General features: G+C 69.7%; 27 protein-coding genes. 2 read left to right on the top strand and 25 right to left on the bottom strand.

Annotated elements, in window-relative coordinates:
- The 8 genes from VHC63_04700 to VHC63_04665 all read right to left on the bottom strand — a co-directional run.
- Positions 1-394: PIG-L family deacetylase (locus VHC63_04700; GenBank protein HVV35881.1), on the bottom strand; the 394-nt coding region annotated here is incomplete at its 3' end.
- Positions 395-404: 10 nt separating this feature from the next.
- Complete coding sequence (locus tag VHC63_04695; protein HVV35880.1) at positions 405-1337, bottom strand: 5'-3' exonuclease; 933 nt, start codon at positions 1335-1337, stop codon at positions 405-407.
- Positions 1338-1345: 8 nt separating this feature from the next.
- Entirely contained in the window at positions 1346-2374 is a 1029-nt protein-coding gene (locus VHC63_04690) for a GntG family PLP-dependent aldolase (GenBank protein ID HVV35879.1), read from the bottom strand.
- A gap of 26 nt (positions 2375-2400) precedes the next feature.
- A complete protein-coding gene (locus VHC63_04685; protein ID HVV35878.1) occupies positions 2401-3267 on the bottom strand; it encodes an acyl-CoA thioesterase II in 867 nt (288 codons plus the stop codon).
- A gap of 62 nt (positions 3268-3329) precedes the next feature.
- Complete coding sequence (locus VHC63_04680) at positions 3330-4982, bottom strand: DNRLRE domain-containing protein (GenBank protein ID HVV35877.1); 1653 nt, start codon at positions 4980-4982, stop codon at positions 3330-3332.
- Positions 4983-5113: 131 nt separating this feature from the next.
- The gene (locus VHC63_04675) at positions 5114-6142 is read right to left on the bottom strand and encodes a 6-phosphofructokinase (GenBank protein ID HVV35876.1); all 1029 of its coding nucleotides are present in this window, start codon (positions 6140-6142) and stop codon (positions 5114-5116) included.
- 15 nt (positions 6143-6157) lie between these two features.
- Complete coding sequence (nrdR, locus tag VHC63_04670) at positions 6158-6640, bottom strand: transcriptional regulator NrdR (GenBank protein ID HVV35875.1); 483 nt, start codon at positions 6638-6640, stop codon at positions 6158-6160.
- Between the two features lie 9 nt (positions 6641-6649).
- The gene (locus tag VHC63_04665) at positions 6650-7057 is read right to left on the bottom strand and encodes a LysM peptidoglycan-binding domain-containing protein (GenBank protein HVV35874.1); all 408 of its coding nucleotides are present in this window, start codon (positions 7055-7057) and stop codon (positions 6650-6652) included.
- A 173-nt stretch (positions 7058-7230) separates the two neighbouring features.
- On the opposite strand from VHC63_04665, the gene lexA reads away from it, so the two are divergent.
- Entirely contained in the window at positions 7231-7863 is a 633-nt protein-coding gene (gene lexA / locus VHC63_04660) for a transcriptional repressor LexA (GenBank protein HVV35873.1), read from the top strand.
- Here the strand turns inward: lexA and VHC63_04655 are convergent.
- From VHC63_04655 to recA, 9 genes are read right to left on the bottom strand one after another with little or no spacing between them, the layout of a single operon-like run.
- Positions 7827-9233 carry a S8 family serine peptidase gene (locus tag VHC63_04655; protein ID HVV35872.1) on the bottom strand — a complete coding sequence of 469 codons (1407 nt, stop codon included), beginning with the start codon at positions 9231-9233 and terminating at the stop codon, positions 7827-7829. The genes lexA and VHC63_04655 overlap by 37 nt on opposite strands.
- Before the next feature lie 39 nt (positions 9234-9272).
- Positions 9273-10364, bottom strand: a complete 1092-nt coding sequence (gene dapE / locus VHC63_04650; protein HVV35871.1) for a succinyl-diaminopimelate desuccinylase — start codon at positions 10362-10364, stop codon at positions 9273-9275.
- Positions 10357-11178, bottom strand: a complete 822-nt coding sequence (locus VHC63_04645; protein ID HVV35870.1) for a 2,3,4,5-tetrahydropyridine-2,6-dicarboxylate N-succinyltransferase — start codon at positions 11176-11178, stop codon at positions 10357-10359. Before VHC63_04645 ends, dapE begins: the two co-directional genes overlap by 8 nt.
- Positions 11179-11187: 9 nt before the next feature.
- Entirely contained in the window at positions 11188-12273 is a 1086-nt protein-coding gene (locus VHC63_04640; GenBank protein HVV35869.1) for an aminotransferase class I/II-fold pyridoxal phosphate-dependent enzyme, read from the bottom strand.
- Between the two features lie 23 nt (positions 12274-12296).
- The gene (hflX, locus tag VHC63_04635) at positions 12297-13568 is read right to left on the bottom strand and encodes a GTPase HflX (protein HVV35868.1); all 1272 of its coding nucleotides are present in this window, start codon (positions 13566-13568) and stop codon (positions 12297-12299) included.
- A gap of 4 nt (positions 13569-13572) precedes the next feature.
- On the bottom strand, positions 13573-14328 hold the full coding sequence (dapF, locus tag VHC63_04630; GenBank protein HVV35867.1) for a diaminopimelate epimerase: 756 nt from the start codon (positions 14326-14328) through the stop codon (positions 13573-13575).
- A 1-nt stretch (position 14329) separates the two neighbouring features.
- Positions 14330-15229, bottom strand: coding sequence for a tRNA (adenosine(37)-N6)-dimethylallyltransferase MiaA (gene miaA, locus VHC63_04625; GenBank protein HVV35866.1), 900 nt, complete (start codon positions 15227-15229; stop codon positions 14330-14332).
- Positions 15216-16592: a tRNA (N6-isopentenyl adenosine(37)-C2)-methylthiotransferase MiaB gene (gene miaB / locus VHC63_04620; protein HVV35865.1), complete on the bottom strand. Its 1377-nt coding sequence runs from the start codon at positions 16590-16592 to the stop codon at positions 15216-15218. The genes miaA and miaB overlap by 14 nt, the downstream gene beginning before the upstream one ends.
- A gap of 38 nt (positions 16593-16630) precedes the next feature.
- Positions 16631-17680 carry a recombinase RecA gene (gene recA, locus VHC63_04615; GenBank protein ID HVV35864.1) on the bottom strand — a complete coding sequence of 350 codons (1050 nt, stop codon included), beginning with the start codon at positions 17678-17680 and terminating at the stop codon, positions 16631-16633.
- A 210-nt stretch (positions 17681-17890) separates the two neighbouring features.
- On the opposite strand from recA, the gene VHC63_04610 reads away from it, so the two are divergent.
- Complete coding sequence (locus VHC63_04610; GenBank protein HVV35863.1) at positions 17891-18583, top strand: class I SAM-dependent methyltransferase; 693 nt, start codon at positions 17891-17893, stop codon at positions 18581-18583.
- On the opposite strand, the gene VHC63_04605 is transcribed toward VHC63_04610, so the two are convergent.
- From VHC63_04605 to thrB, 8 genes are read right to left on the bottom strand one after another with little or no spacing between them, the layout of a single operon-like run.
- Positions 18580-19830, bottom strand: a complete 1251-nt coding sequence (locus VHC63_04605) for a Glu/Leu/Phe/Val dehydrogenase dimerization domain-containing protein (protein HVV35862.1) — start codon at positions 19828-19830, stop codon at positions 18580-18582. The two genes, VHC63_04610 and VHC63_04605, sit on opposite strands and share 4 nt — an antisense overlap.
- Entirely contained in the window at positions 19830-20279 is a 450-nt protein-coding gene (locus tag VHC63_04600; protein HVV35861.1) for a hypothetical protein, read from the bottom strand. The genes VHC63_04605 and VHC63_04600 overlap by 1 nt, the downstream gene beginning before the upstream one ends.
- Positions 20279-21520, bottom strand: coding sequence for a competence/damage-inducible protein A (locus VHC63_04595; GenBank protein ID HVV35860.1), 1242 nt, complete (start codon positions 21518-21520; stop codon positions 20279-20281). Before VHC63_04595 ends, VHC63_04600 begins: the two co-directional genes overlap by 1 nt.
- Complete coding sequence (gene pgsA, locus VHC63_04590; GenBank protein ID HVV35859.1) at positions 21510-22067, bottom strand: CDP-diacylglycerol--glycerol-3-phosphate 3-phosphatidyltransferase; 558 nt, start codon at positions 22065-22067, stop codon at positions 21510-21512. Before pgsA ends, VHC63_04595 begins: the two co-directional genes overlap by 11 nt.
- On the bottom strand, positions 22064-23290 hold the full coding sequence (gene rimO / locus VHC63_04585; GenBank protein ID HVV35858.1) for a 30S ribosomal protein S12 methylthiotransferase RimO: 1227 nt from the start codon (positions 23288-23290) through the stop codon (positions 22064-22066). The genes pgsA and rimO overlap by 4 nt, the downstream gene beginning before the upstream one ends.
- Before the next feature lie 19 nt (positions 23291-23309).
- Entirely contained in the window at positions 23310-24239 is a 930-nt protein-coding gene (locus VHC63_04580) for an SMP-30/gluconolactonase/LRE family protein (GenBank protein HVV35857.1), read from the bottom strand.
- Complete coding sequence (queF, locus tag VHC63_04575) at positions 24232-24588, bottom strand: preQ(1) synthase (protein HVV35856.1); 357 nt, start codon at positions 24586-24588, stop codon at positions 24232-24234. The genes VHC63_04580 and queF overlap by 8 nt, the downstream gene beginning before the upstream one ends.
- 11 nt (positions 24589-24599) lie before the next feature.
- The gene (gene thrB, locus VHC63_04570; protein HVV35855.1) at positions 24600-25448 is read right to left on the bottom strand and encodes a homoserine kinase; all 849 of its coding nucleotides are present in this window, start codon (positions 25446-25448) and stop codon (positions 24600-24602) included.
- Positions 25449-25538 lie beyond the last annotated feature (90 nt).

Raw genomic sequence — 25538 nt, 5'->3', positions numbered from 1 at the left:
AGTAGCGATCCCCGAAGAAGACCGCCGTCGGGTCGGGGCACACCACCACCTCGGGCTTGAGCCGGCGGACCAGCTCGACGATCCGGCTGCGGATCTCGAGATCGTCGCGCAGCTCCCCGTCGCCGTAGTCGAGATGGAAGTGGCCGGCCAGGCCGAGCACCGAAGCCGCCCGCTCCGTCTCGGCGATGCGGGTGGCGGCCAGGGCGTCGCGGTCCTGGTTCGGGTCCTGCGAGCCCTTCTCCCCCTTGGTGCAGATCAGCTCCCACACCGTGGCGCCGGCCTTGGCCCACCGGGCCATCGTCCCGCCGGCCGAGATCTCGGGATCGTCGGGGTGGCCGTAGACGGCCAGCGCCGACACCGGGATGTCGTGGTCGAGATTCGGACTGGCGGCCATGGGCCGCACCCTACCGGGCCGCCGGCCCCCCACCTTCGAGCGCGGCGGCCAGCCGGCCCACGGCGCCATCGAGGGCCAGCGCCTCGGCCAGCGCCAGGACCTCGGGGATGGGCGGCCGGCGGGGCCGGCTCAAGTCCACCTCGGGGATCGGCAGGTTTCGGGGGATGGCCACCACCTGGCGGGCCCGTTCCACGTAGTCGAGATGGGCGGCCACCCGGGCCAGGCCGCCGGCCCCCGGCGCCGACCGGGCGGCGGCCACGATCTCGTCGAGACCGCCGTAGGACCGCACGAGCGACGCCGCGGTCTTCTCGCCGACGCCCTTCACGCCGGGCAGCCCGTCCGAGGGGTCGCCCCGCAGGACGGCATAGTCGGCGTAGGTCCGGCCGGGGATGCCGTAGCGCCGGGTGATCTCGGCCTCGTCGACCCGGAGCAGCTCGCTCACGCCCTTGATCGGATAGAGCACGTAGATGTCGGGGTCCCGGACCAGCTGGTAGAGGTCCCGGTCACCCGAGACGACCGCCACCCGCGTGCCGGGGCGGGCCGCCTCCCGTTCGGCCAGCGTGCCGATGACGTCCTCCGCCTCGCAGGCCTCGAGGCCGACCACCGGCACGCCGAGGCCCTCGAGGAGCTTGAAGACGTAGACCGCCTGGCGCCCGACCTCGTCGTCGGCCGCCGACTGCTCGGCGGTGGCCACCCCGGCCACCCGGGCCGCCTTGTACTCGGGGACCAGCGCCACCCGCCAGGCCGGCCGCCAGTCGTCGTCGACGCAGCAGGCCAGCCGGGAGGGGTCGTGGTCGGCCACCAGCCGGGCCAGCATGCCCAAGAAGCCGTGGGCGGCGTTGATCGGCTTCCCGTCCGGCGCCCGCACCGAGTCGGGAGTGGAGAAGAACGCCCGGTACAGCAGGCTGGAGGCGTCGACCAGCAGCGTGAGCTCGGATCCCATCGCCGGCGTCAGAGCTTGGCGATGGCCGACAGCGCCCGTTCCAGGTCCGCGTCGTCCACGTCCTTGTGGGTCACCAGCCGGACGGTGGCCTGATCGATCGTGCCGACCCGGATGCCGTGGGCGGCGAGATCGTCGATGAACGACGCCGGCAGCGCCGCACCGTCGCAGCAGACGATGTTGGTCAGCACCCCGCCGGGGTCGACCGAGCCGGGGAACCGCTCGGCCAGCGCCTCGGCCAGGCGCCTCGCCCGGGCGTGGTCGTCGGCGAGGCGGTCGACCATCTCGGTCAGGGCCACGATCCCGGCGGCGGCGATGACGCCGGCCTGGCGCATCCCGCCGCCGAGGCGGGCCCGCTCCTCCCGGGCGGCGGCGATGACGTCGGCCGGGCCGGCCAGCATCGACCCGACCGGCGCCGAGAGGCCCTTGGAGAGGCAGAACATCACGGTGTCGACCGGAGCGGCGAGGCGGGGAGCGCCGACGCCGAGGGCCACCGCGGCGTTGAAGATCCGGGCGCCGTCGCAGTGCACCGCCAACCCGTGGCGGCGGGCGGCCCCGGCCAGCGCCGCCACCGCCTCGGGCGGCCAGGGAACGCCCCCGGCCGGCATGTGGGTGTTCTCCACCGCCACCAGCGACAGCGGCGGCAGGTGATGGGCCGGGCCCTGGGCGGCGGCGTCGACGGCCTCGGGGCCGAAGAAGCCCCCGTCGTCGGGCAGCGGCCGGATCTGGACGCCGGCGTTGCGGGCTGCGGCGGCCGCCTCGTACTGGCGGATGTGGGCCCGGGCCCCGCAGACCACCTCGGTCCCCGGCCGGGTGAGGGTCCGCAGCGCCACCTGGTTGCCCATCGTCCCGGAGGCGACGTACAGCGCCGCCTCCTTGCCCACCATCGAGGCCGCCAGCTCCTCGAGGCGGTTGACCGTGGGGTCCTCGCCGTAGACGTCGTCGCCGACCTCGGCGTCGGCCATCGCCTGGCGCATGGCCGCGGTGGGGGTGGTGACGGTGTCGGAGCGGAGATCGACCCGTCCGTCGGAGGAGGGCATCGGCAGCGTTCCTTCCTGTGGGCCCGTCAGGACCGGTAGAAGTGCGTCAGCCGGGAGGGATCACGGATCGGCCGGATCAGCCCCTCCTGGACCACCGACACCACCAGCGTGCCGTCCCGGCGGAAGATCCCACCGTAGGCCAGGCCCCGGGCGCCGGAGGCCGAGGGGCTCATCTGGCTGTAGAGGAGCCACTCGTCGGCCCGGAACGGGCGGTGGAACCACATGGCGTGGTCGAGGCTGGCCATCATCACGTCGTCGCCGAAGTAGGTCACGCCGTGGGGGACGAGCGACGATCCGAGCAGCGTGTAGTCCGAGGCGTAGGCCACGACGCAGGTGTGGAGCAGCGGGTCGTCGGGCAAGGTCCCGTCGGCCCGGATCCACACCAGCTGGCGGGCCTCCGGGGACACCTCCCGGTCCCACGGCGGACCGGTGACGTAGCGCATGTCGCCGGGCTGGCGGTCCCACAGCCGGCCGGGCCGGGGCGGCTCGATCTCGTCGGCCCGGGGCAGGGTCTCGGGATCGGGCACCTCGGGCATCTCCACCTGGTGGTCGAAACCCTCCTCGGCCCGGTGGAACGACGCCTGGAGGTTGAAGATCGCCTCGCCCCGCTGGATGGCGACCACCCGCCGGGTGGTGAACGACCGCCCGTCCCGGATGCGGTCGACCTCGTAGATGATGGGGATCGTCGGGTCCCCGGGCCGCAGGAAGTAGGCGTGCAGCGAGTGGCACTTCTGCTCCGGGTCCACGGTGCGGCCGGCGGCCACCAGCGCCTGGCCGGCGACCTGGCCGCCGAAGACCCGGGGCCGGTCGTCCTTCCAGCTCACCCCCCGGAAGAGGTTGACCTCGAGCGGTGCGAGGTCGAGCAGGGCGATGAGCTCGTCGAGCGCGTTCACCGCCGGGATGCTAGTGACCCGGCGGGCCGCCCGGCCCTGGGGCGGGCCTCCCGGGAGGCCGGTCAGCCTCCCGAGTGCGTGAGCTCCCAGAGGGTCTTGCTCTCGGCCACCAGGACCAGGTCGCAGCTCCCGTAGGGGAAGAACGTGCCGCCCTCCCGGTTGTCCGAGGCCATGTTCTGGTGGAACACCGGGTTGGAGATCAGGGCGGCCAGGTCGTGGACGTCGTGGCGGTTCTCGAACACGTCGACCTTGGAGTGGTTGGCGATGGCCAGGGTCCGCTGGTCGGAGGAGATGGCGGCGATCGACGGGAGACTCCCGACCGGCAGGGAGCCCACGAACCTCGGGACGTTGACGATGAACGGCAGCAGCGGCCCGTCGAACTGGTAGACCCGGGGCGGCGACGTCTTCGACACCACCGCCAGGTTCCCGTCGAAGGTGAACATCGTCTCGGTGTTCACCTGCTGGTCGGGATAGGCCCACTGGTAGGCGCCGACGAGGGTGGCCGGCCCGGTGGGGGGCGGGGGCGGCGGCGACAGCGTCGTCGTGGAGCTGGTGGTGTCGTCGAGCGGGGTCCCCGGATCGCCGGGCAGCGTCGTCGTGGTCGTCGTGGTCGTGGTCGGCGGAGGCGGCGGCGGGTTGTCGGGGTCCGGCTCCTCGAACTGGTAGATCCACCGGTTCCCGCTGGCGCTGTTCCCGACGTTCTCCAGCACCCAGATCAGGCCCGAGCCGGGGGCGAAGCCCGGCGTGAAGGCGATGTCCTCCCAGTCGGAGTTGCGGACGGTGGAGGCCCGGTACTCCTGGGTGTCGACGGTGCCGTCGGCCCGGGGCCTCATGGCCCACAGCGACGGGGCGTTGCCCGAATCGCGGATCCCCCAGGCCCAGTCGGGGTGGTTGGGGCTGGCCACCATGCCCGACATCTCGCTGATGCCGTGGGCCAGGGCGCCGATCGGCGCCGCCTGACCCCAGCGGGGCAGGCAGGCGGGCGGCGTTCCGGGGTCGGTCGTGGTGGTCGTCGGCGGCCCGGTCGACGTCGTGGTCGGGGACGCCACGGTCGTGGTGGTCGTGGTGGTCGACGTCGAGGTGCTCGTGGACGTCGACGTCGAGGTCGTCGTCGTGGTGGTCGAGACTGGGGTCTGGCCCATCACCAGCTCCGGCTGGTGAGCCGACTCCCGGGAGCCGAACTCCGAGCCGTCGGTGGCCGCGCCGACCAGCGCCAGCGTCACGTCGCCGGGCCCGGTCACGAGGCCGCTCACGTCCCACTCGGCCCACGTCCCGGCTTTGAGGGTCCCGCTGGTGACCTTGGTGCCGACCAGGGGCTTCACCCGGGTCTTCCAGGTCACGGTGGACTCGTTCAGCACCCCGTTGTAGAGGCGGACGCTCGGGCCCGTCTTGCTGCCGTCGGTGACGTAGAGCCGGAGGCGGGCCGGGCCGGTGGCCCCGGGCGGGACCACGAAGTGGAGGTACGACTCCAGGTGGGGCTTGGTGTCGGCCGACAGAATGGTGGCGGTGCCGAAGTTCTTCGTCGGGGCCTTCTCCGACACGGTGGCGTCACCCACCGGATGGAGGGCCCCCGAGACGGGGACACCGGCCCAGACCGGACCCGGGTTCACTCCGAGTCGCAGCCCGGTGGCGATGACCACCATGGCGAGGCCCAGGGCGATGCGCGAGGGAGACAGCCGGGCGCGACGGCGCGCCAGGCCACGAGGTTGGCCCACGGTTCCTTTCCCAGCGTGATCGGGGGGCGCCCGGCACCGGATCAATGGGCGCCTAAACCGCCAAAAACCACGTACGGTGGCAATGGTTAGACGGCCACCGGGCCGAATCCTCTTCGAAGGTTAAGCGGGCGTTAACCGAAGAAGACGCTGGCCGCCTCGTAGATCCGGCGGTCGACGGTCTTCAGCTCCCGGACCGCGTCGGCCAGCGGCACCCGGACGATCTGGGCACCCTGGAGGGCGACCATGGTGCCGAAGTCCCCCTGGTGGACGGCGTCCATCGCCTCCACCCCGAAGCGGGTGGCCAGCACCCGGTCGTAGGCGGTCGGCGTCCCGCCCCGCTGGATGTGGCCGAGGATCGTGACCCGGGTCTCGAACCCCGTCCGGCCCTCGATCTCGGTCTGGAGGATCGTGCCGATGCCTCCGAGCCGGACGTGGCCGAACTGGTCGACCTCGTTGTCCTGGGTGGCCATCGTGCCCTCTTTCGGGACGGCGCCCTCGGCCACCACCACGATCGAGAACCGGGCGCCCCGGCGGTGGCGGTGGCGGATCCGTTCGCAGACGTCGTCGACGTCGAACGGCTCCTCGGGGATGAGGATGACGTCGGCGCCGCCGGCCATGCCGGCGTAGGTGGCGATCCAGCCGGCGTGGCGGCCCATCACCTCGCAGACCATGACCCGGTCGTGGGACTCGGCGGTGGTGTGGAGGCGGTCGATGGCGTCGGTGGCGATCTGGACCGCCGTCTGGAAGCCGAAGGTGAACTCGGTGGCCGACAGGTCGTTGTCGATCGTCTTCGGCACGCCGACGACCGGCGAGCCGGCGTCGGTGAGCCGTTGCGCCATGCCCAGGGTGTCTTCGCCACCGATGGCGATCAAAGCGTCGATGCCGTGGCGGGCGAGCGTCTCCTGGCATTTTTCGGGTCCACCCTCGGTGGCCGACGGATTGGTGCGACTCGAGCCGATGATCGTGCCGCCGCGGGGCAGGATGCCGCGGCACGCCTCGATCGACAGCGGCTTCGTCTGGTCCTCCATGAGACCGCGCCAGCCGTCGAGGAAGCCGACGATCTCGTCGCCGAAATGCTTCTCGCCCTTGCGGACGACAGCACGGATCACTGCATTGAGGCCGGGGCAGTCTCCACCGCCGGTGAGCACGCCTAGTCGCACAAAAGCTCCTTTCGGTTATTCACCTACGCGTCGCGGCGCTTTGGGCTCGCTCTCCTTGGTGAGCGCCCGCACTTCGGCGAGGAAGTCATCGGCGTCGTCAAACCCCTTGTAAACGCTGGCGAAACGCACGTAGGCCACTTGGTCGAGTCGCCGGAGGCCCTCGAGCACCGCCAGGCCGATGGACTCGGTGTCGACCTCACCGCTCACGAGGCGCGACTGCTCCTCGACCTCGAAGGCCAGCGCCTCCATCTGGTCTTCGGAGATCGGGCGGTTCTTGGCAGCCGCGCGGATGCCGGCGACGATGCGGGCGCGGTCGAACGGCACGATCGCCCCTGATCGCTTTACGACGACGAGCGGCACTTCTTCGACCCGCTCGAAGGTAGTAAAGCGACGGCCGCACGCCAGGCACTCCCGGCGCCGGCGAATGGCGCTGCCGTCTTCGGCTCCGCGCGAGTCGATGACCTTGTCGTCATCGGCCGAGCAATGCGGGCAACGCACATCGCCAGGCTACCTGTGGAGTTGGATCGTCTCCCCCACCTGCAGCGGCTGGCCGTGCCGCTTGGCCTCGATGCTGGCCACCAGCGGGCGGACGTCGCCGGTCGGCTGCACCCGGCGAGCGATGGTCCACAGCGTGTCGCCCGGCTGCACGATGACGCGCGTGCTGGTGACGAGCGACGCGTGCAGGACGCTCACCGGCTGTCCGGCGCCGGTGAGGGGACCGTCGCCGGACGAGCCGGTCAGCCGATGCAGCCCGATCACCGTGAGGGCGACGATGGCTGCCGCAGACAGCAACACGGCGAGGCGGCGGCGGCGATAGACCGCGGCGGACGGGCGGCGGCGGACCGTCGCGCCGCGTGCCGGGCGGTACTGGAGAGGAATCGTCGCCTGCATCGGGAGCTCCTGTCGTGCGTTCATGGGGGACGTTGTACAGAAGGGGTGTAACGACTTCCGGAAGGAAACCGAACAGCCGTTCGACCTCCCACGATACCGAACACGCGTTCGTTGTCAATGGGCGATATCGAACGGGTGTTTGCAATAGCGCCGCGGCGTCGGTACCGTGCCTGAACACACGTTCGGAGGTGGAGTAGATGTCGGAGCAGGTGCTCACGGGCAAGCGGCGCCAGATCCTCGAGGTCATCGAGGCGTCCCTACGCGATCGCGGCTACCCGCCGTCGGTGCGCGAGATCGGCGAGGCGGTTGGCCTCACGTCGTCGTCGTCGGTGCACGCCCACCTCAACACGCTCCAAAAGCAAGGTTTCCTGCGGCGCGACCCCACCAAGCCGCGCGCCCTCGAGGTGCGCTTCGACCCCAATTCCGAGCAGCAGGTCGAAAAGGCGCGCGTGCGTCACCTGCCGCTGGTGGGCGACGTCGCCGCCGGCACCGGCGTGCTCGCCGATGAGCGCGTCGAGGAACTGCTCCCCCTCCCCGAAGACTTCACCGGCACCGACGCGGCGTTCGTGCTGCGCGTCCGCGGCGATTCGATGATCGACGCCGCCATCCTCGACGGCGACTACGTCGTGGTGCGCAGCCAACCCGAAGCCCGCAACGGCGACATCGTCGTGGCCGGCATCCCGGGCGGCGAAGCCACGGTGAAGACCTTCCGCAAGAAGGGTTCGACGATCACCCTCGAACCCGCCAACCCGCGCCTCAAGCCGATGGTGTTCGGGCCCGGCGAGGTTGTGGTCTACGGCAAGGTCGTCAGCGTCCTGCGCAGGTTGTAACTCATCGCCAGCGCCGCGCCGGCGAGGGAAACGATGCCGGCGAGTCCTACGAGCACGGGCACGCCGTTGCTGTCGGCGGGCGTCGAACGCAACACGATCGCCCCCTGGGGCCGCCGGAACGTCGTGCTGGGGTCGCTCGGGTGTTCCTTGTTGAAGATGAACGGCGACGTCGTGGGCGTAGTAGTGGTCGCCGCCTTCGAGTCACCGCTGCTCGACGGGGTCGACTTTTTGGCGGTCGTCGTCGTGTGCGAACCGCTGCTGCTGCCGCCGTCGTCGCCCGTGTCGTTCGGCACCGCCCCGAGGGCGCGCGACGCGTTGAGGCGCCCGGCGCAGTTCGTGCCGCAATCCATCGGGTCAGCCGTCGCCAGCAACGTGTCGACGACCTCTTGGCGCGACAGCCCGTGGGCGAACAACAACGCCGCGACACCGCTCACGTGCGGCGTCGCCATCGACGTACCCGCCAAGTAGGCGTAGCAGTTCGGCGCGTCGGTCGGTTTGCACCCTGTGCCCGCGTAGGTCGACAGCACCATGCCGCAGCTGGGCGACTGTTGATTGCACAGACCCTGGGGGTCCGCCGCGTCGCCACCCGGGGCCACGATGCCCCACTTGGCGCTGCCGATGGCGCTCGAATACGGCTCGACACTGCCGTCTGGTGCAGTGGCGCCCACAACGATGGCGTCGAGCTTCGAGTAGCCGCCGCTGGCGCCGCCGAAGAGCTGCTGGTTGTTGTTGCCCGACGCGATCACCGGCAGTGCGCCGCGCTGCCACGCTTCTTCGACGACGGGACCGAGTGGATTCGACGTGTTCGACCCGCACAGCAGACACACGCCGGAACTCTCGACGCCCACGCTGAGGTTCACGATCTGGGCGCCCTGCGCGACGACCCACTCGATCGCCGCCTTCACGTCGTCGAGGTTGGCCGTGGGCTCGGTGCCGTCCGACGACGGCGCGAAGGCGCGGGCGACGATGAGCTGGGCGTCGGGAGCGACACCGGCGACACCGGTCCCGTTGCCCGTGACCGCGGCGGCGATGCCGGCGACGTGGGTGCCGTGGCCGTTGACGTCGTTACCGTCGTTCGGGCCGGGGTTGGTGCCGCCAGTGCACTTGTCCACGTTGCCCGATGTCCCGACGCAGGTCGCCGCGGCGACGACCTTGCCGGCTAGATCCTCGTGGTTCCGGTTGACGCCCGAGTCGACGATGCCGATCTTGACGCCGGCGCCCGTCGAAACCGGCCAAGCGGCCGGTGCGTGGATCTGGCTGAGGTTCCACTGGAGGTTGCCATACGGGTCGTCCGCCGCCGATGCCGGCCGCATACCGGCCACAGCGAGGGCGAGCGCGAGCGCGACAAGGAGCCGCAGGGAGGTCCGCATGATCGCAACATCGTGCCACGGCAGGAGCCGCAGCAAACATCACGCCCCGGCGGCCACGACCCCGACGAGCGTCTTCCAGGCGGCGTCCAGCTGGCTCTTGGTGACGAATTCGCCCTGCGTGTGGGCCAGCAGCGGGTCACCGGGGCCGAAGTTGGCCGCCGGAATCGCCTGTTCGGCGAAGAAGGCGACGTCGGTCCAACCGAGCTTGGCCCGCGGCGCCCGGCCGGACCGCTCGACGAGCGACTTCAACAGCGGGTGACCGAGCGCCGGCGGCGCGGCGATCGACACGTCGATTTCGTGCCAACTGTCACCGTTGCCTTCGTCGAAGGCGTCGCCGACGACGGCGCGCACCGCCGCGCGGGCGTCGTCGAGCGAGTGGTCCGGGGCGAAGCGATGGTTGATCGTCACGACGCAGTGGTCAGGCACGACGTTGCGGGCGACGCCCCCATGGACGAGCACGACCTGCATGGCCTCGCGGTACTCGCAGCCGTCGATCACCGGCTGGCGCCCGGGCCACTCGCGCACGCGGTCGATGGCGACGCCGGCGCGATGGATGGCGTTGACCCCGGTCCAAGGCCGGGCGCTGTGGGCCCGCGCCCCGACGAAGGTCAACTCGACGGAGAACGCTCCCTGACAGCCGGCCTCGATCCAGGCGTCGGTCGGCTCGCCGAGGATGGCGGCGTCGCACGCCGTCAGATCCGGCCGCGACGCGAACAGTTCGAGCAGCCCGTTGTGCTCGCGGGCGACCTCTTCGCACGCGTAGAACACGAAGGTGAGGTCGCACGCCGGGGTGACGTCGCCGCGGCTGATCGCGGCGGCCAGTTCGACGAACACCGCGAGGCCGCTCTTCATGTCGGACGCGCCCAGCCCGTAGAGCGTGTCGCCGTCGCGCCGCGCCGTGGCGTTGTCGTTGACCGGCACGGTGTCGGTGTGGCCGGCCAGCACCAAACGCTGCGGCTTTCCGAGGTTGGTGCGCGCCACGAGGTTCATCCCGACGCGGTCGACGCTGAAGCCGTCGAGCGCGCCGAAGAACGTCGCCAGATGCTCGGTGATCGCACCCTCGTCGTGACTGACCGACGGGATGTCGATCAATTCCGCCGTGCGCTGGAGGAGGTCGGGTATCTCAGACACTGACGCCGTGGTCGCGCAGGACGTCGTTGAGCTTCGCCTTGTCATGGCGCTCGCCCTCGGTCAGCCGCTTGACGATCAGGACGCACGGCGCGCCGAACGTGCCGCCGGCGAACTCCTTCATGCGCCAGCTCTGCACGGCGACGCACCAGTCCGGGATGACGCCCCGCGACACCTCGTCGCCCGTCTCGGCGTCGAACACCGGGATCGTCGGGTTGAGGATCGTGCCTTCGCCGACCACGCAACCGGTGCCGACGCGCGCGCCCTGGGTGATCATCGAACGGCTGCCGATCATCGATTCGTCGCCGATCATCACCGGCGCCGCCTGCGCGGGCTCGAGGACGCCGCCGATGCCCACGCCTCCCGACAGGTGCACGTTCTTGCCGATCTGGGCGCACGAGCCGACCGTCGCCCACGTGTCGACCATCGAGCCGGCTTCGACGCGGGCACCGATGTTGACGTAGCCCGGCATCACGATCACGCCCGGACCGAGATAGCTGCCCCAGCGAGCAATGCCGCCGGGCACGACCCGGGCACCGGCAGCCGCGTAGTTCTGCTTCAGCGGCACCTTGTCGTGGTACTCGAAGGGACCGACTTCTTCGGTCTCCATCCCCCGCAGCCGGAACACCAGCAGGACGGCGTGCTTGAGCCATTCGTGCACGACGACGGTGTCGCCCCGCAACTCGGCGATGCGGGCCTCGCCGTTGTCGAGCAGATCGATGGCTTCGCTCACCGACGCCAACGCGTCGGTGTCCTGGGGCGACAACTCGTCGCGCCGTTCCCAGAGTTCCTCGATTGTCGCCTGGAGGTCGGCCATGAGTCGAGGCTAAACGCCGAGGCGGTGGGCGACTAACTCGATGCGATCGTCGGGCTGCACGACGGCGACGCGCACGTAGCGCGCGCCGGCGGGGCCGAACGTGTCACCCGGGGTGACGAGGCAGCCGGCGTCGCGTGCGAGGCGATCGGTGAAGCCCCAGGCATCGCCGCCGGGCGCTTCGGCCCAGAGGTAGAAGCCGCCCTGGGGCATCGACGCGTCGAGGTCCACGGCCTTGAGGATCTGGGCGGTGCGTTCGAGGCGGTGGTGGTAACGCGCCGCCTGTTCGTCGACGTGGGTGTCGTCGCCCAACGCCGCCACCGCCGCCGCCTGCGCCGGGCCCGGAACCATCAGCCCGACGTGCTTGCGCACCTCGGAGAGGTAGTGCACCAACTCGGCGTCGCCGGCGTAGAAGCCGACGCGCACGCCCGCCAGGTTCGATCGCTTCGACAGCGAATGCACGGCGACGACGCCCTCGCTGCCGTGCTCGAGGATGGTGCGCCTGCGCCGGTCCCACGTGAATTCGACGTAGCACTCGTCGCTGAACACCGGCACGCTGTGCGCCCGGCCCCACGCGGCCGCCGCGCCGAGGTCGTCGAGCTGACCGGCCGGGTTACCCGGCGTGTTCACCCACAGGCACAGGGCGCGCGCCGCATCCTCCTCGGAGATGGCGTCGAGGCGCAAAGTGAAGTCCGCCGCCACCGGTACGGGCACGGCGCGGCAGCTCGCCAGGATCGCGCCCATCTCGTAGGTGGGGTACGCCAACTCCGGATACAGCACCGTGTCGCGACCAGGAGTACGCAGCGCCAACCACTGCGGCAGCGTGCCGACGAACTCCTTGGTGCCCACACACGCCGCGATCTGGGTTGCCGGCACGTCGACGCCAAGGCGGCGCTGCATCCATGCATGGGCGGCGTCGCGTAGCGCCGGCGAGCCGACCGACTGCGGGTACCCACGCTCGGTGTTGCTCGTCGCCAGCGCGTCGAGCACGACCTGGGGCGGCGGGTCGCACGGCGTGCCGATCGACAGGTCGACGACGCCGCCCGGCAACTGTTCCGCCGCCGCCTTGGCGTCGTTGAGCCGGTCGTAGGGATACACCGGCGGCACGAAGGGGGTGCGGGTCAGCTGACAATCCAGTTCTCGAAGCGCGCCGCGCCGGCGTTGTCGACGCGCACCCGCACGCGCGTGCCGCGCTCGCCGTGCGTCTCCTCGAGCACCTCGCCCTCGCGGTGCACCGCCGCGAGCACGTCACCGCGGGCGAAGGGGATCTCGAGCTCGACGACCTTCGACTGTGCCCGCAGCCACGCACCGATCGCCTCGAGCAGGTCGGCGATGCCGGCGCCGGTCTTGGCGCTCACCGCCACCGACCCGGGGTGGGCGCGCACCAGGCGGTCGGCTTCTTCGGGATTGAGGTCGGCCTTGTTGAACACGAGCAACTCCGCGATGTGACCGCCGCCGATTTCGCCGAGCACCTCGCGCACCGTGGCCATTTGCGCTTCGGGATTCGGCGCCGACGCGTCGACGACGTGGAGAATCAGCTCCGACTCGACCACCACTTCGAGCGTCGAGCGAAACGCCTCGACGAGTTGGTGGGGCAGCTTGCGGATGAACCCGACGGTGTCCGAGACGAGGATCGTCTCGCCGCCGGGGAGATCGAGACGGCGCGTGCGGGCGTCGAGGGTGGCGAACAGCCGGTTCTCGGCGTGCACCCCGGCGTCGGTCAGGGCGTTGAGCAGCGTCGACTTGCCGGCGTTGGTGTAGCCGGCGATCGACACGTTGTGCAGCCGCGACTTGAGGCGCTGCGCGCTCTGCACGCCGCGCTTCTTGGCGAGCTTCTTCAACTCGCCTTCGAGTTGGGTGATGCGCCGCATCAACCGGCGACGGTCCACCTCGAGCTGGGTTTCACCCGGACCACGCGTCCCGATGAAGCCGCTCGTGCCGCCCTGCTGCGACAGCGCTTTGCCCCGCCCCTTCAACCGCGGCAGGCGGTGGCGCAGCAGGGCCAACTCCACCTGCGCCTTGCCTTCCAGCGTGCGGGCGTTCTGGGCGAAGATGTCGAGGATCACGTCGGTGCGGTCGATGGCGGTGCGTCCGAGAATCTTCTCCAGGTTGCGCTGCTGGGCCGGCGTCAGCTCGTCGTCGAACACCACCGTGTCGGCGTCGACCTGCTCGGAGAGGTCGTGGAGCTCTTCGGCCTTGCCCTTGCCCACGAAGGTCGCCGGATCGGGCGCGTCGCGACGCTGCAATACGCGCGCCTCCACGTCGGCGCCGGCGGTGTCGACCAGCAGCGCCAGTTCGTCGAGGTGATCTTCGACCTCCTCGGGGTTCGCCCGACCGAACGCCACGCCGACGAGGACGATCTTTTCGCGGAAACTTCGGTCGATCAGGGTCATGAGGTCAGGGCGCTTCTATCGTTGCGATGTACGTGACGGGTCCGGCGAGCTGGACGTGGTCGATATCGGTGATGTCGACCTCGGCGTCGCCGCCGGGTTGGCGCACCGTCACCACCGTGCCGGTGACGAGGCCCCACTTGGAAGCGGCGACGGCCACGGCGCAGGCACCGGTACCGCACGCCAGTGTCTCGCCCGCGCCGCGTTCGTGCACGCGCATTTTCACGGCGTCGGGGCCGGCGTCGGCGATGACCTCGAGGTTGACGTCGGGGTGGGCGGCGCCCGCCGCCGCCAGGTCGTAGGCGTCGGGTTCGGGGACGCGGCGCACGCGGTGCGGGTTACCGACGTCGAGCAGCATGTCGTCCTCGTCGGTACCCACGATCTGTACCGCGCCCATGTCGACGCGGATGAAGTGCACGCGGGGATCGTCGGTCTTGGTGACATCCGCGCTGCGGTACCCGGCGGCCGTCGACACGGTGATGCGGCGGCCGCCTCCGACCCAGCCGCCGAGCACGGCCGCCTGCACGAGGCAGCGCAGGCCGTTGCCGCTCATCTCCGCCGCTGACCCGTCGGCGTTGTGCAGCGTCATGGTCAGGTCGGCGCGCACGTTCTGCTTGGACAAGTGGAGCAGGCCGTCGGCGCCGACGCCGTAGCGGCGGTCGCAGAGCCGGCGCGCCAACTCGGGCGTGCCGGGCGTGGCGTTCTGCGGGTCGGACAGCACGAGGAAGTCGTTGCCCCATCCCTCGTGTTTGGTCAGCCGCACGTCACCAGTTTTGCCGACCGGCGACGGTGGCAAGATCGATATCGGGCGGAAACCACGCGATGCGCGGATCGCGTCGGAACCAGGCCCGCTGGCGCCGGGCAAAACGGACAGTCGCCCCGACGGCGTCGGCGACGGATTCGTCAAGGGGCCGGCCGGCTTCGACGTGTTCGAACAGCTGCCGGTAACCCAGTGCTTGGCGGGCGGTGCGTGACACGGCGGTCGCCGCCAGGCGCTCGACCTCGGCCACGAACCCGGCGGCGAGCATGCGCTCGAACCGAGTCCGGATTCGCACCGCGGTGGCGTCGCGGCTGGGCCACACGCCGACGAGCCGGAACGGCGCCGGCCGGTAGATGTCGAGCCCCGGACCGTACGACGAAAACGGGCGGCCTGATCCGATGCAGACCTCGAGGGCGCGCACGATGCGCCGGCGGTTCGATGGTTCCATCTTCGTCGCGGCGTCCGGGTCGACTTCCCGGAGACGGGCGTAAAGCGAGGCGGTGTCGGGCTCGGCTTCGAGTTGCTCCTTCACCGCCGGGAACTGCGGCGGCACCGAGAGCCCGTCGACAGCCGCGCGCACGTACAGACCCGTGCCGCCGACGAGTAGCGCCCGCTTGCCGCGCTGCTCGATGGTCCGCACCGCCGCGGCGCAGTCCGACTGGAAGCGCGCCACGGTGTAGTCGTCGGACGGGTCGACGGTGTCGACGAGGTGGTGCGGGACGGCGGCGCGGTCGGCAGCCGACGGTTTGTCGGTACCGATGTCCATGCCGCGGTACACGCACATAGCGTCGACCGAGACGATCTCGAACTCGGGAATCGCGCCGGCGATCGCCATGGCCTGGGCTGACTTGCCCGAACCCGTCGGCCCGACCAGCGCGACGTGGCGACCCTTAGAGCGCGGCAACCGGGATGCGCGTCTTATGCCGCGGCGGCGCGGTCACGGCCACCAGCTCACCCACCAGGTGGTGCTTGCCGGCGTGGGTGACGCGCACGTCCGCGTAGGCGCCGACGGCGACGCCCGGCGCATGGGCGAAGTGCACGAGCTTGTTCTGCGTGGTGCGGCCCGACCAGCGGGCGTCGTCGCGCTTCGACGGCCCCTCGATCAGGACGGACTCGACCCGGCCGACGCGAGCCTCGTGGCGTTGCTGCGCCGAGCGATCGAGCACGATCTTGAGCCGCTCGAAGCGGTCGGCGATTACGTCTTCGGGTACGAACCGGTCCACCATGGTCGCCGCCTCGGTGCCGGTGCGGGGCGAGAAGATGAACGGGTAGACGGAGTCGTAGCCGACCTCGGCGGCGACTTCCAGGGTGCGCGCGAAGTCGTCGTCGGTCTCGCCCGGGAAGCCGACGATGATGTCGGACGTAATGGCGAGGTCGTCGACAACGGCGCGGGCCTGGGCAACCTTGTCGAGATAGCGCGACGCGTTGTAGCCGCGGTGCATCGCCGCGAGGACGCGGTCGCTGCCGGACTGCAGTGGAAAGTGCAAGTGATTGCACACCGCGTCGGTCTCGGCCATGGCGGCGAACACTTCGGGCCGCATGTCCTTCGGGTGCGGCGAGGTGAAGCGGACGCGGCGCAACCCGTCGACGGCGCCGACGCCGCGCAGCAACTCGGCGAACAGCGGGCGACGCTTGGTGAGGTCACGCCCGTAGGAGTTCACGTTCTGGCCGAGCAGCGTCACCTCGGTGACGCCCTGGGCCACAAGACCCTCGACCTCGCCGACGAGCTCGGCGAGGGGCCGGCTGATCTCCTTGCCCCGCACCGACGGCACGATGCAGAAGGCGCAGGCGTTGTCGCAACCGATCTGGATCGTTACCCAGGCGGCGTAGGACACGTCGCGGCGCACCGGCAGCGCCGAGGGGAACGCGTCGGACTCTTCGAGGATCTCGGTGATCGGTCCGTGACGGCGCGCTTCGTGCAGCAATTCGGCGGCTCGGCCGACGTTGTGGGTGCCGAACACCGCGTCGACGAACGGCGCCCGCTGCTGGATCAGGTCCCGGTCCTTCTGCGCCAGGCAGCCGGCCACCGCGATCTGCATCTGCGGCCGGTTGCGCTTGGTCGACGCCAAGTGCCCAAGGGTGCCGTAGAGCCGGTTGTCGGCGTTCTCGCGGATGCAACAGGTGTTGAGCACGACGACGTCGGCGTCGTCGGCGGAGGTCGCCGCCACCAGCCCGTCGGCCTCGAGCAGGCCCGCGATGCGTTCCGAGTCGTGCTCGTTCATCTGGCACCCGAAGGTGCGCACGAAATACGAACGGGGCTCGGTCATTACCCGCCTAAGGGTAACGACCGAGCCCCGTCTTCAACTCAGTCGAGTTCGGCGAGCTCGATCGGTTCGTCGTCGCCCTCGCCCTCACCGAGCGGAACGTCGTCTTGCCCGATGCCCGACGCCTTGCAGATGCGGTCGTACAGCGTGACCATCAGCTCGGGGTTCTCGAGCAGGAACGTCTTGGCGTTCTCCCTACCCTGGCCGAGCTGCTCGCCCTCGTAGGTGTACCAAGCGCCTGCCTTCTTTACGATGCCGAGATCGACACCGATGTCGATGACCGAACCCTCGCGGCTGATGCCCTTGCCGTAGACGATGTCGAACTCGGCCTGCCGGAACGGCGGCGCCACCTTGTTCTTGACCACCTTGACGCGGGTGCGGTTACCCACGACCTCGGTGCCGTCCTTGATCGCCTCGATGCGACGGATGTCGAGGCGCACCGACGAATAGAACTTGAGCGCACGGCCGCCGGGCGTCGTTTCCGGCGAACCGAACATCACGCCGATCTTCTCGCGCAGCTGGTTGATGAAGATGCAGATCGTGTTGCTGCGGTTGAGGTTGGCCGTGAGCTTGCGCAGCGCCTGGCTCATGAGGCGGGCCTGGAGGCCGACGTGGGTGTCGCCCATCTCGCCTTCGATTTCGGCGCGGGGCGTGAGGGCCGCGACGGAGTCGATGACCAACACGTCGAGCGCACCCGAGCGGATCAGCATGTCGGCGATCTCGAGCGCCTGCTCACCGGTGTCGGGCTGACTGATGAGCAGCTCGTCGGTGTTGACGCCGATGGCCGCGGCATACACCGGGTCCATGGCGTGCTCGGCGTCGACGTAGGCGCACGTGCCGCCGTTGCGCTGCGCCTCGGCCACGACGTGCATCGCCAGGGTCGACTTACCGGATGACTCAGGGCCGAAGATCTCGATTACGCGCCCGCGGGGCAGACCGCCCACACCCAACGCCAAGTCGAGGGCCAATGCACCAGTCGGGATGGTCTCCACCGACATCGACGGCTTCTCACCCATGCGCATGACTGCGCCCTTCCCGAACTGCTTCTCGATCTGACCCAGCGTCGTCTCGAGTGCCTTTTCGCGCTCCACCGGAGCCCCTCTCTCTCGTCTTGTGTCTGACAGGCGCCACCCTACGGAAGGGGTGTAACAACAAACACGAGTGTAATTCCGAACAACTGTTCGAACAAGCATTCGCCCGAGGTTTGGCGGAGTTCGGACGGTGATCTGACCGCGATCACGATCCAAACGCCGCCAATTCCGTCGCCACTCGTCGGAGCGTGTGGTTGCCTGACAACGCATATGAGTGAGGTCGACGACCTGATCGACGAAGCCGCCGCGGCGCCGACCGTCGGATGGGACTTCTCGTGGCTCGACGGGCGGGCGACCGAGGCGCGGCCGTCGTGGCATTTCCGTGAGCGCGTCGCCGAACGCGCCGCGCACGCGCACGCGCTGCTCGACATCGAGTGCGGCGACGGCCGACTGCTGGACTCGATTCCGCATCTGCCGCCGCTGGTCGTCGGCGTCGAGGATTACCAACCGCGGCCCGGCATGGTTTGCGCGACGGGCGCGGCGCTTCCCTTGCGCGACGCGTCGTTCGATCTTGTGATCTCGCGCCACCCCGTCGCCGCGCACTGGGACGAGATCGCCCGCGTCCTCACGCCCGGCGGCACCTACGTTGCACAACACGTCGGGGCGCGCAGCGCGGCCGCAGTCGGTGAGTGGTTCGTCGGACCGTGGCCCGCCTCCGACGCTCGCACTCCCGAGCGGGCGCGACGGGAGGCCGAGGGCGTCGGACTCGAGGTTCTCGACCTGCGCTACGAGGAACTACCGATGGTCTTCTACGACGTCGGCGCGGTGATCTACTTCCTGCGCCTCGTGGTGTGGATCGTCCCGGACTTCACGGTGGCGAAATATCGCGACCGTCTCGCGGCGATGACGTTCCCGTTCCACGCCACATCGACGCGCTTTCTCATCGAAGCGCGGCGCGCTTAGATGTAGCCGCGCATGCGCTCGGCTTCGGCGACGCGTTGGATGCCGATGGCGAACGCCGCCTGCCGCAGCGTGCAGTCCCTCTCACGCGCGAACGCCGACGCGGCGTCGTAGGCGCGGGTCATGTAGTCGTGAAGGGTCTCGTTGAAACGGTTCTCGCTCCAGGGCATCTGCTGGATGTTGGCGGTCCACTCGAAGTACGAGCCGGTGACGCCGCCGGCGTTGGCGAGGATGTCGGGAACGAGCGTGATGCCGCGGTCGGCGAGGATCTTGTCGGCGTTCGGCGTCGTCGGATAGTTGGCCGCTTCGATCACGACTTCGGCCTGAATGTGTTCGGCGTTGCCCTGATGCAACTGCTCGTCGAGCGCCGCAGGAATCAGCACCGCGCAGGGCAACTCGAGCAGTTCCTCGTTCGTGACCTTGTCGTAGGTGCCCGGGAACTCGTTGACCTTGCCGCCCGCCTTCACGTGGGCGAACAGGCCCGGCACGTTGAGGCCCTCGGCGCAGAAGATGCCGCCCCACATGTCCGACGCGCCGACGATACGGCAGCCCCGCGTCGACGCCGCCAGCGCGGCGAACGAACCCACGTTGCCGAAGCCCTGAACGACGACCGGCAGGTCGTTGAGGTCGAGGCTGTGCTCGCGGGCGTACGCCTCGAGCACGTAGGCCACGCCGAGGCCCGTCGCACCTTCCCGGCCGGGCTGACCCCCGAGACCGAGCGGCTTGCCCGTCACACACGCCGGCGAATACCCGTGCGACGCCGAGAACGCGTCCATGAACCACGCCATTGTCTGCGCGTTCGTGTTCATGTCCGGCGCCGGGATGTCGCGGTAGACGCCGATGACGTGGCTGATGCCGTTGGCGTAGCGCCGCGTCAGGCGCTGGAGTTCGCCCGGGCTCATGCCCGACGGATCGATGGTGACGCCACCCTTGGCCCCGCCGAAGGGAATGTCGAGCAGCGCCGTCTTCCACGTCATCAACGACGCCAGCGCCCGCACCTCTTCGAGATCCGCGTTGGGGTGATACCGGATGCCGCCTTTGTAAGGCCCGCGGGCGCCGTTGTGCTGCACCCGGTAGCCCTGCGCCACCACGAGGTCGCCGTTGTCGAGCCGCAGGGGAATCTGGACCGAAATCTCCCGGTAGGTCGTCGTGAGGATCGACCGCATCTCGTCGTCGAGGTCGATGATCGCCGCCGCCTCGTCGAAGTTCTTGTTGACCGCCTGAAACGCGGTGAGACCCTCGCGTGCCATTAGGGCTTGGGCACCGTTGCCAGTTGCGATGCAATCACGTTCCGCTCCTCCTCTTGGGCGATGGCGGCGACGGCTTCCTCCGCCAGCGTGTAGTACTTGCGATGGGCCGCAGCATCACCCGCGACCGCGGCGGCCCGCGCCATGCCTTCGAGCATCGACGCCCGCTGCCAGTCCATCCATCCTTCGCGCTCGCACACGTCGAAGGCGCGTTGCGCATACTGCTGGGCCATCCAGCCATAGCCGAGGAGCGACGCGCAATGCGCGATCTGCCAGTCGCCCGTTGCGGTCTGCTCCGGGCCGCCCACGAATCCCCAGTGCCACCGCGAGGCGAACGCGCGCTCGAGCATCGCGGCGTCGTCGTCGGGCGTCCGATCGGGTTTGTCGATCAACTCCCACGCCGCGTTGAACGCCTGCACGGCGAAGTACTGGTGCGCCTCGCGTTCGTCCACTAGCCCTCCTCGCGCAGTCGGCGCCGCAGCAGGTCCATTAGCGAGATGGCGCTGAATTGGCGGATCCGGTCGCGATCGCCCGGCAGCCGCACCTCGACGGCGTCGACCGTGCCGTTGCGAGCGATGCCGTAGAACACAGTGCCGACGGGCTGACCTTCCTGCTCGTCGGGCCCCGCGACGCCGGTGACCGACAGGCCGATGTCGGCACCGAGCACCTTGGCCGCGCCGACCGCCATCGCCTTGGCCGCCTCGGCCGAGACGACAGGCCCCTCGGGCACGCCGAGCACCGAGAACTTCACGTCGGACGCATACGACACGATCGACCCACGGAACCAGTTGGTGGCGCCGCGCACCGCCGCGCAGCGCGAACCGACGAGGCCGCCTGTGAGCGATTCGGCGAGGCCGAGCGTCTCGCCGCGGGCCACGAGCATGTCGCCCACTACCGATTCCATGGTGTCGTTGTCGACGGCGAACACGAGGTCGCCCAGCAGCGCCCGCACCGCTGCCTCTTCGTCCGCCAGCGCGCTCAGCGCCTCGGCCTCGGTGGCCGCCTTCGCCGTCAAGCGCACCTTGATGCCCTCGATGCCCGACGCCAGAAAGGCGATCGTGACAAGGGTCGCATTCGATTCGTGATGCAGGAAACGCGCGTGCAATTGCTGGGCGAGCATGCTCTCCGACGTTCCCCACGTGCGCAGGACGCGGCTGCGAATCGTCGCCGTCTCCCCCGAGCGCGCCAGCAGGTCGGGGATGACGGCGCGGGTCACCATGTCCTGCATCTCGTAGGGCACGCCTGGCACCGCGTAGATGACCTTGTGGCCGACCGGACAGATGAGGCCCGGTGCCGTGCCCATCGTCTGGTCGATCACCGTTGCGCCTGCAGGCACGTCGGCTTGACGCAGGTTATTGGCCGCCATCTCGCGGCCCCGCGCCCGGAACATCTCTTCGACGCGCGCCGCGACCTCGGCGTTTCGGTGCAGCGGCACCGTCATCACTTCGGCGATGGCCTCCCGCGTGATGTCGTCCTGCGTCGGGCCGAGGCCCCCGCACACGATGACGGCGTCGGCGCGCGCCAGCGCACAGCGCAACGCGTGGACGATGCGGCCGAGATTGTCGCCCACCGCCGTCGAAAAATGACGGTCCATGCCGGCGGCCGCCAGCGTCTCGCCGAGCCAGGCGGAGTTCGTGTCGACGATCTGGCCGAGCAGCAGCTCGGTGCCGACCGCGACGACTTCAACTCGCACGAACCCGCTGTCCTCCTTCGAGGAAGTACTGCGCGCCGGTCACGAGCGTGAGCACGACCGCCAGCCAGATCAGATCGCGGTAGAACCACTTGACGTTCGTGGTGAGCGGCAACAGCGCGAACCCGATGGCGACTTCCGTCAGCACCGTCTTGACCTTCGCCCACCAGCGCGCCGGCACGCTGATCCCACGCTGCGCCAACCACGAGCGATAGATCGACACCGCCACCTCGCGTACGCCGATCAGGATCGCCGGCAGCGCCGACAGATCGTTGCGCGACACCAGCGCGGCGAGGGCGCCGAGCACGAGCACCTTGTCGGCCAGCGGGTCGAGAAATGCACCCGAGCTCGTCGTACCGTGGCGGCGCGCCAGATACCCGTCGACGCCGTCGGTCGAGGTCAGCAACACCCAGCACGCGACCGCCGGCCACGACGCCCCACCCGACGCGATCGTCACGATCAGGAACGGGCTGACGAGCAGGCGCAGAACGGTGACGAGATTGGCCGGCGTCACCAGCGCCGAGGACCCGAAGGACGACTCGGTCTTCACCGCGACGCCTCGAGATCCACGCCGATCACGCCGGTGACGGTAACCGTCTGAAAGGTGCCGACGGGGAGATCGTCGGGGATACGCACCACGCCGTCGATCTCGGGAGCCTCGCGATGCGACCGACCGACGCCCGGCGCGTCGACCAGGACCGTCTGGGTCGTGCCGACGTGGGCGGCGCGCCGGGCGCGCGTGATGCCGTCCTGCAACTCGCTGGCCTCGGCGAGGCGCTCTTGCACCAACGACGGGTCGACGTGGCCGTCCTGCGTGTCGGCGTAGGTGCCTTCTTCGCGCGAGTACGCGAACAACCCGACCCAGTCGAACTGCGCCGCCTGCATGAAGGCGAGGAGGTTGTCGTGGTCCGCCTCGCTCTCGCCGGGGTAGCCGACGATGAAGTTCGAACGAATGGTGGCGTCGGGATACCGCGCCCGAATGTCGTCGATGCGCGTCAGGAACTTGTCGCCGTTGCCCCACCGCCGCATCCGCTTGAGCAGCGGCGCGGACGCGTGTTGGAGCGACAAGTCGTAATAGGGCACCCCGGTCGCACCGATCACGTCGATCAGACCATCGGTGAGGTCTGACGGATACAGGTACAGCAACCGGACACGCTCGGTGCGCGCCGCCACGGCCTCGACGAGGGCGGTGATGGCGCGGCGCTCGCCGATGTCGTTGCCGTAGCTGGCGAGGTCCTGGGCGACGAGCACGATCTCGCGGGCGTCGAGTGCCTCGACTTCTTCGAGGATCGACTCGCGGGTGCGCGACCGCTGCTTGCCCCGGAACGACGGGATGGCGCAGAAGCCGCAGTTGCGGTCGCAGCCCTCGGCCACCTTGACGTAGGCCCACGGCCGAGGCGAGCGCGGCCGCGGCAGGTTCAGCAGGTCGAAGCTCGGCACGGCCGGCTTGGCGCCGAGCGTCACGGGCACGCCGAAGCCCGCCACCTGGTCGACCTCGGGCAGCGCGTCGGCCAGTTCGGCGCCGTAGCGCTCGGCCATGCAGCCGGTCACGACGAGGCGGGCGTCGGCTCGCTTCACCTCGCCGAGTTGGATCACGGTGTCGACCGACTCCTGGCGCGCCGCGTCGATGAAGGCGCAGGTGTTGACGACCACGACGTCGGCGTCGGCGGCGGAGGAGGCGGCCACGTAGCCGTCGGCCTCGAGCGTGCCGATCAACTTGGCCGAGTCAACCTCGTTCTTGGGGCAGCCGAGCGTCTCGACCCAGTACTTCACACCGCTAAGGGTACGGAACTCAGTAGTTGAGTTTTAAGCCGGGGCGCGCCCAGGTGGTCTTGGCCAGCTTTCCGGTGGCCGACAGGGTGACCCACGCGGTGCGCATGTCGTCGCCGCCGAAGCAGATATTCGTGGTGAGCGGGTCGGGGAACAGCACGTTTTCCACGATCTGGCCGTCGGGAGCGAACACGGTGATCCCGGCCTCGTGCGCCAGCGTGGCGACGCACACGTTGCCGTTTTCCTCGACGGCGAGCGAGTCGAACAGCGCCGGTGGATGGCCGGCGCCGAGGTACATGCCACCGCCGGTGACGGGGTTGCCGCCGGTGAGCTGACCCGGGCCGGCCACGTCCCAGGCGTAGAGGTGGGCGGTGGCGGTTTCGACGGCGTACAGGCGCGATCCGTCGGGCGACAGACCGATGCCGTTGTAGCCGTGGTTGCCCCGCGCGACCTGGACGATCTGGGAGCCGTCAGGCTTGGCGTAGTAGATGAACCCGCGGTCCACGTCGCGCTCGCGCGTCTTGCCGAGATCGGTGAACCAGATGCCACCGTCCTTATCGATCACGATGTCGTTCGGACCGTTGAGGCGGTTGCCGTCGCACTCGGTGTACAGCGTCGTCACCTCGCCGCTGTCGATGTCGACGCGCTGGAGCGAGCCCGTCGTGTAGTCGGCGTGATGCGACACGCCACCGGGTCCGAGCGGCAGGTTGATCTCGCCGAGCTCGGTCCACTGGAAGCCACCGTTGTTGCACACGTACAGCGCACCGTCGGCGCCCACCGCGAGGCCGTTCGGCCCGCCGCCCACGTCGGCGACCTCGGTCTTGGTGCCGTCGGGGGCGACGCGGGTCAGCTTGCCCGTCTTGATCTCCACGACGATCACCGAACCGTCGGGCATCGCGACCGGTCCTTCGGGAAAGGCCAAGCCTTCGGTGACGATCTCGATATCAGCCATTGGGGTGACTCACTTTCACGATGGTGTGGATCCCGCCGCGCACCAGCCAATCGGTCGTCACCGTCATCGAGACCGGCGACAACGCGGCGACGAGGTCGTTGAGGATCCGGTTGGTGACGTCCTCGTGGAACGCGCCCTCGTTGCGGAACGACCACAGGTACAGCTTCAAGCTCTTCAACTCGACGATCTTGTCGCCGGGCACATAGCTGATGGTGACGGTGGCGAAGTCGGGCTGGCCCGTCATCGGACACACGCAGGTGAACTCCGGCGTCTCGCACGTGACCTCGTACACGCGTCCCGGATGCGGGTTGTCGATGGCGACGAGGTCGCGGGATGGCTCGCTGGGCACGGCGACGGAACTTAGTCAGTGACGACGAGACCGGTCCGGTCGACGTCAAGGCGCACGGCGCGCCCCGCGACGTTCGTCTCGGTCAGCATGTCGACACCGGCGGCGCACACTGCGTCGGCGTCGCCCTCCATTGCCACGGCGAGCAGCGTCGAGCCGGCGCCGGACCAGCAGGCGCCGAGCGCGCCCGCCTCGACGAGGCCGCGCATGATCGGCGCCGATTCCGGAAACAGCGGGATGCGGTACGGCTGATGCAGGGTGTCTTCCATCGCATAGGCCGAGAACCGCGACGCGTCGGCGAATCCGGCGATGAGCAATCCGAGGCGTCCGAGGTTCGTCGCCGCGTCGTGCAACGACACCTCTTGGTGCAAGGCGGCGCGGGCGTCACGCGTCGACAGCATCCGGTCGGGGATGACGACGACGAACGCCAGCCGGTCGTCGACGGCCAGGCGTTCGGCGACGGGTGTGTCGCCGACCATGGTGCCCACGACGAGGCCGCCGAGTACGGACGCCGCCGCGTTCTCGGCGTGGCCGTCCACGGCGGTGGCAACCGCGAGTGGTTCGGCGGCGCCGGCGGCGGCGGCGGTGGCAGCCGCCAGCGCCGCGCTGCTCCCGAGGCCCCGCGCCACCGGGATTTCGGAACGGATGGTGATCGCGACGTTGTCGTGACCCAGCACATCCCGCACCACGCGCGCCGCCATGTGATCGGGACCCACCGGGAAGTCCTCGCCCTCGCCGTGGGCCGTGATCGACAGCGCGTCCGCCGGCTCCACGGAGACGTCGACGTAGAGACTCAGCGCCAGCGCGAGCGCGTCGAAGCCGGGTCCCAAGTTGGCTGAACTACACGGACATCTGGCGCGCATTGCAACAACCTAGTTGTCACTTTTTCGTCGACGGCGTGGTCGAAAGCAGTGACGGGAAACAACTTCCCCTCCCGTCAGGAGGCAGTACTC

It is taken from the genome of Acidimicrobiales bacterium (assembly GCA_035546775.1).
Lineage (GTDB): Bacteria > Actinomycetota > Acidimicrobiia > Acidimicrobiales > JACCXE01 > JACCXE01.
Note: the sequence above shows the minus strand (reverse complement) of the source record. Positions and strands in the feature narration are given on the sequence as shown.

Excerpts from the sequence above, each read along its gene's own strand:
- VHC63_04695 (HVV35880.1), bottom strand. The coding sequence starts at position 1,337 with ATGGGATCCGAGCTCACGCTGCTGGTCGACGCCTCCAGCCTGCTGTAC.
- VHC63_04690 (HVV35879.1), bottom strand. The coding sequence starts at position 2,374 with ATGCCCTCCTCCGACGGACGGGTCGATCTCCGCTCCGACACCGTCACC.
- VHC63_04665 (HVV35874.1), bottom strand. The coding sequence starts at position 7,057 with ATGAACGCACGACAGGAGCTCCCGATGCAGGCGACGATTCCTCTCCAG.
- lexA (HVV35873.1), top strand. The coding sequence starts at position 7,231 with ATGTCGGAGCAGGTGCTCACGGGCAAGCGGCGCCAGATCCTCGAGGTC.
- VHC63_04655 (HVV35872.1), bottom strand. The coding sequence starts at position 9,233 with ATGCGGACCTCCCTGCGGCTCCTTGTCGCGCTCGCGCTCGCCCTCGCT.
- VHC63_04645 (HVV35870.1), bottom strand. The coding sequence starts at position 11,178 with ATGGCCGACCTCCAGGCGACAATCGAGGAACTCTGGGAACGGCGCGAC.
- hflX (HVV35868.1), bottom strand. The coding sequence starts at position 13,568 with ATGACCCTGATCGACCGAAGTTTCCGCGAAAAGATCGTCCTCGTCGGC.
- miaB (HVV35865.1), bottom strand. The coding sequence starts at position 16,592 with ATGACCGAGCCCCGTTCGTATTTCGTGCGCACCTTCGGGTGCCAGATG.
- VHC63_04610 (HVV35863.1), top strand. The coding sequence starts at position 17,891 with ATGAGTGAGGTCGACGACCTGATCGACGAAGCCGCCGCGGCGCCGACC.
- VHC63_04605 (HVV35862.1), bottom strand. The coding sequence starts at position 19,830 with ATGGCACGCGAGGGTCTCACCGCGTTTCAGGCGGTCAACAAGAACTTC.
- VHC63_04580 (HVV35857.1), bottom strand. The coding sequence starts at position 24,239 with ATGGCTGATATCGAGATCGTCACCGAAGGCTTGGCCTTTCCCGAAGGA.
- thrB (HVV35855.1), bottom strand. The coding sequence starts at position 25,448 with ATGCGCGCCAGATGTCCGTGTAGTTCAGCCAACTTGGGACCCGGCTTC.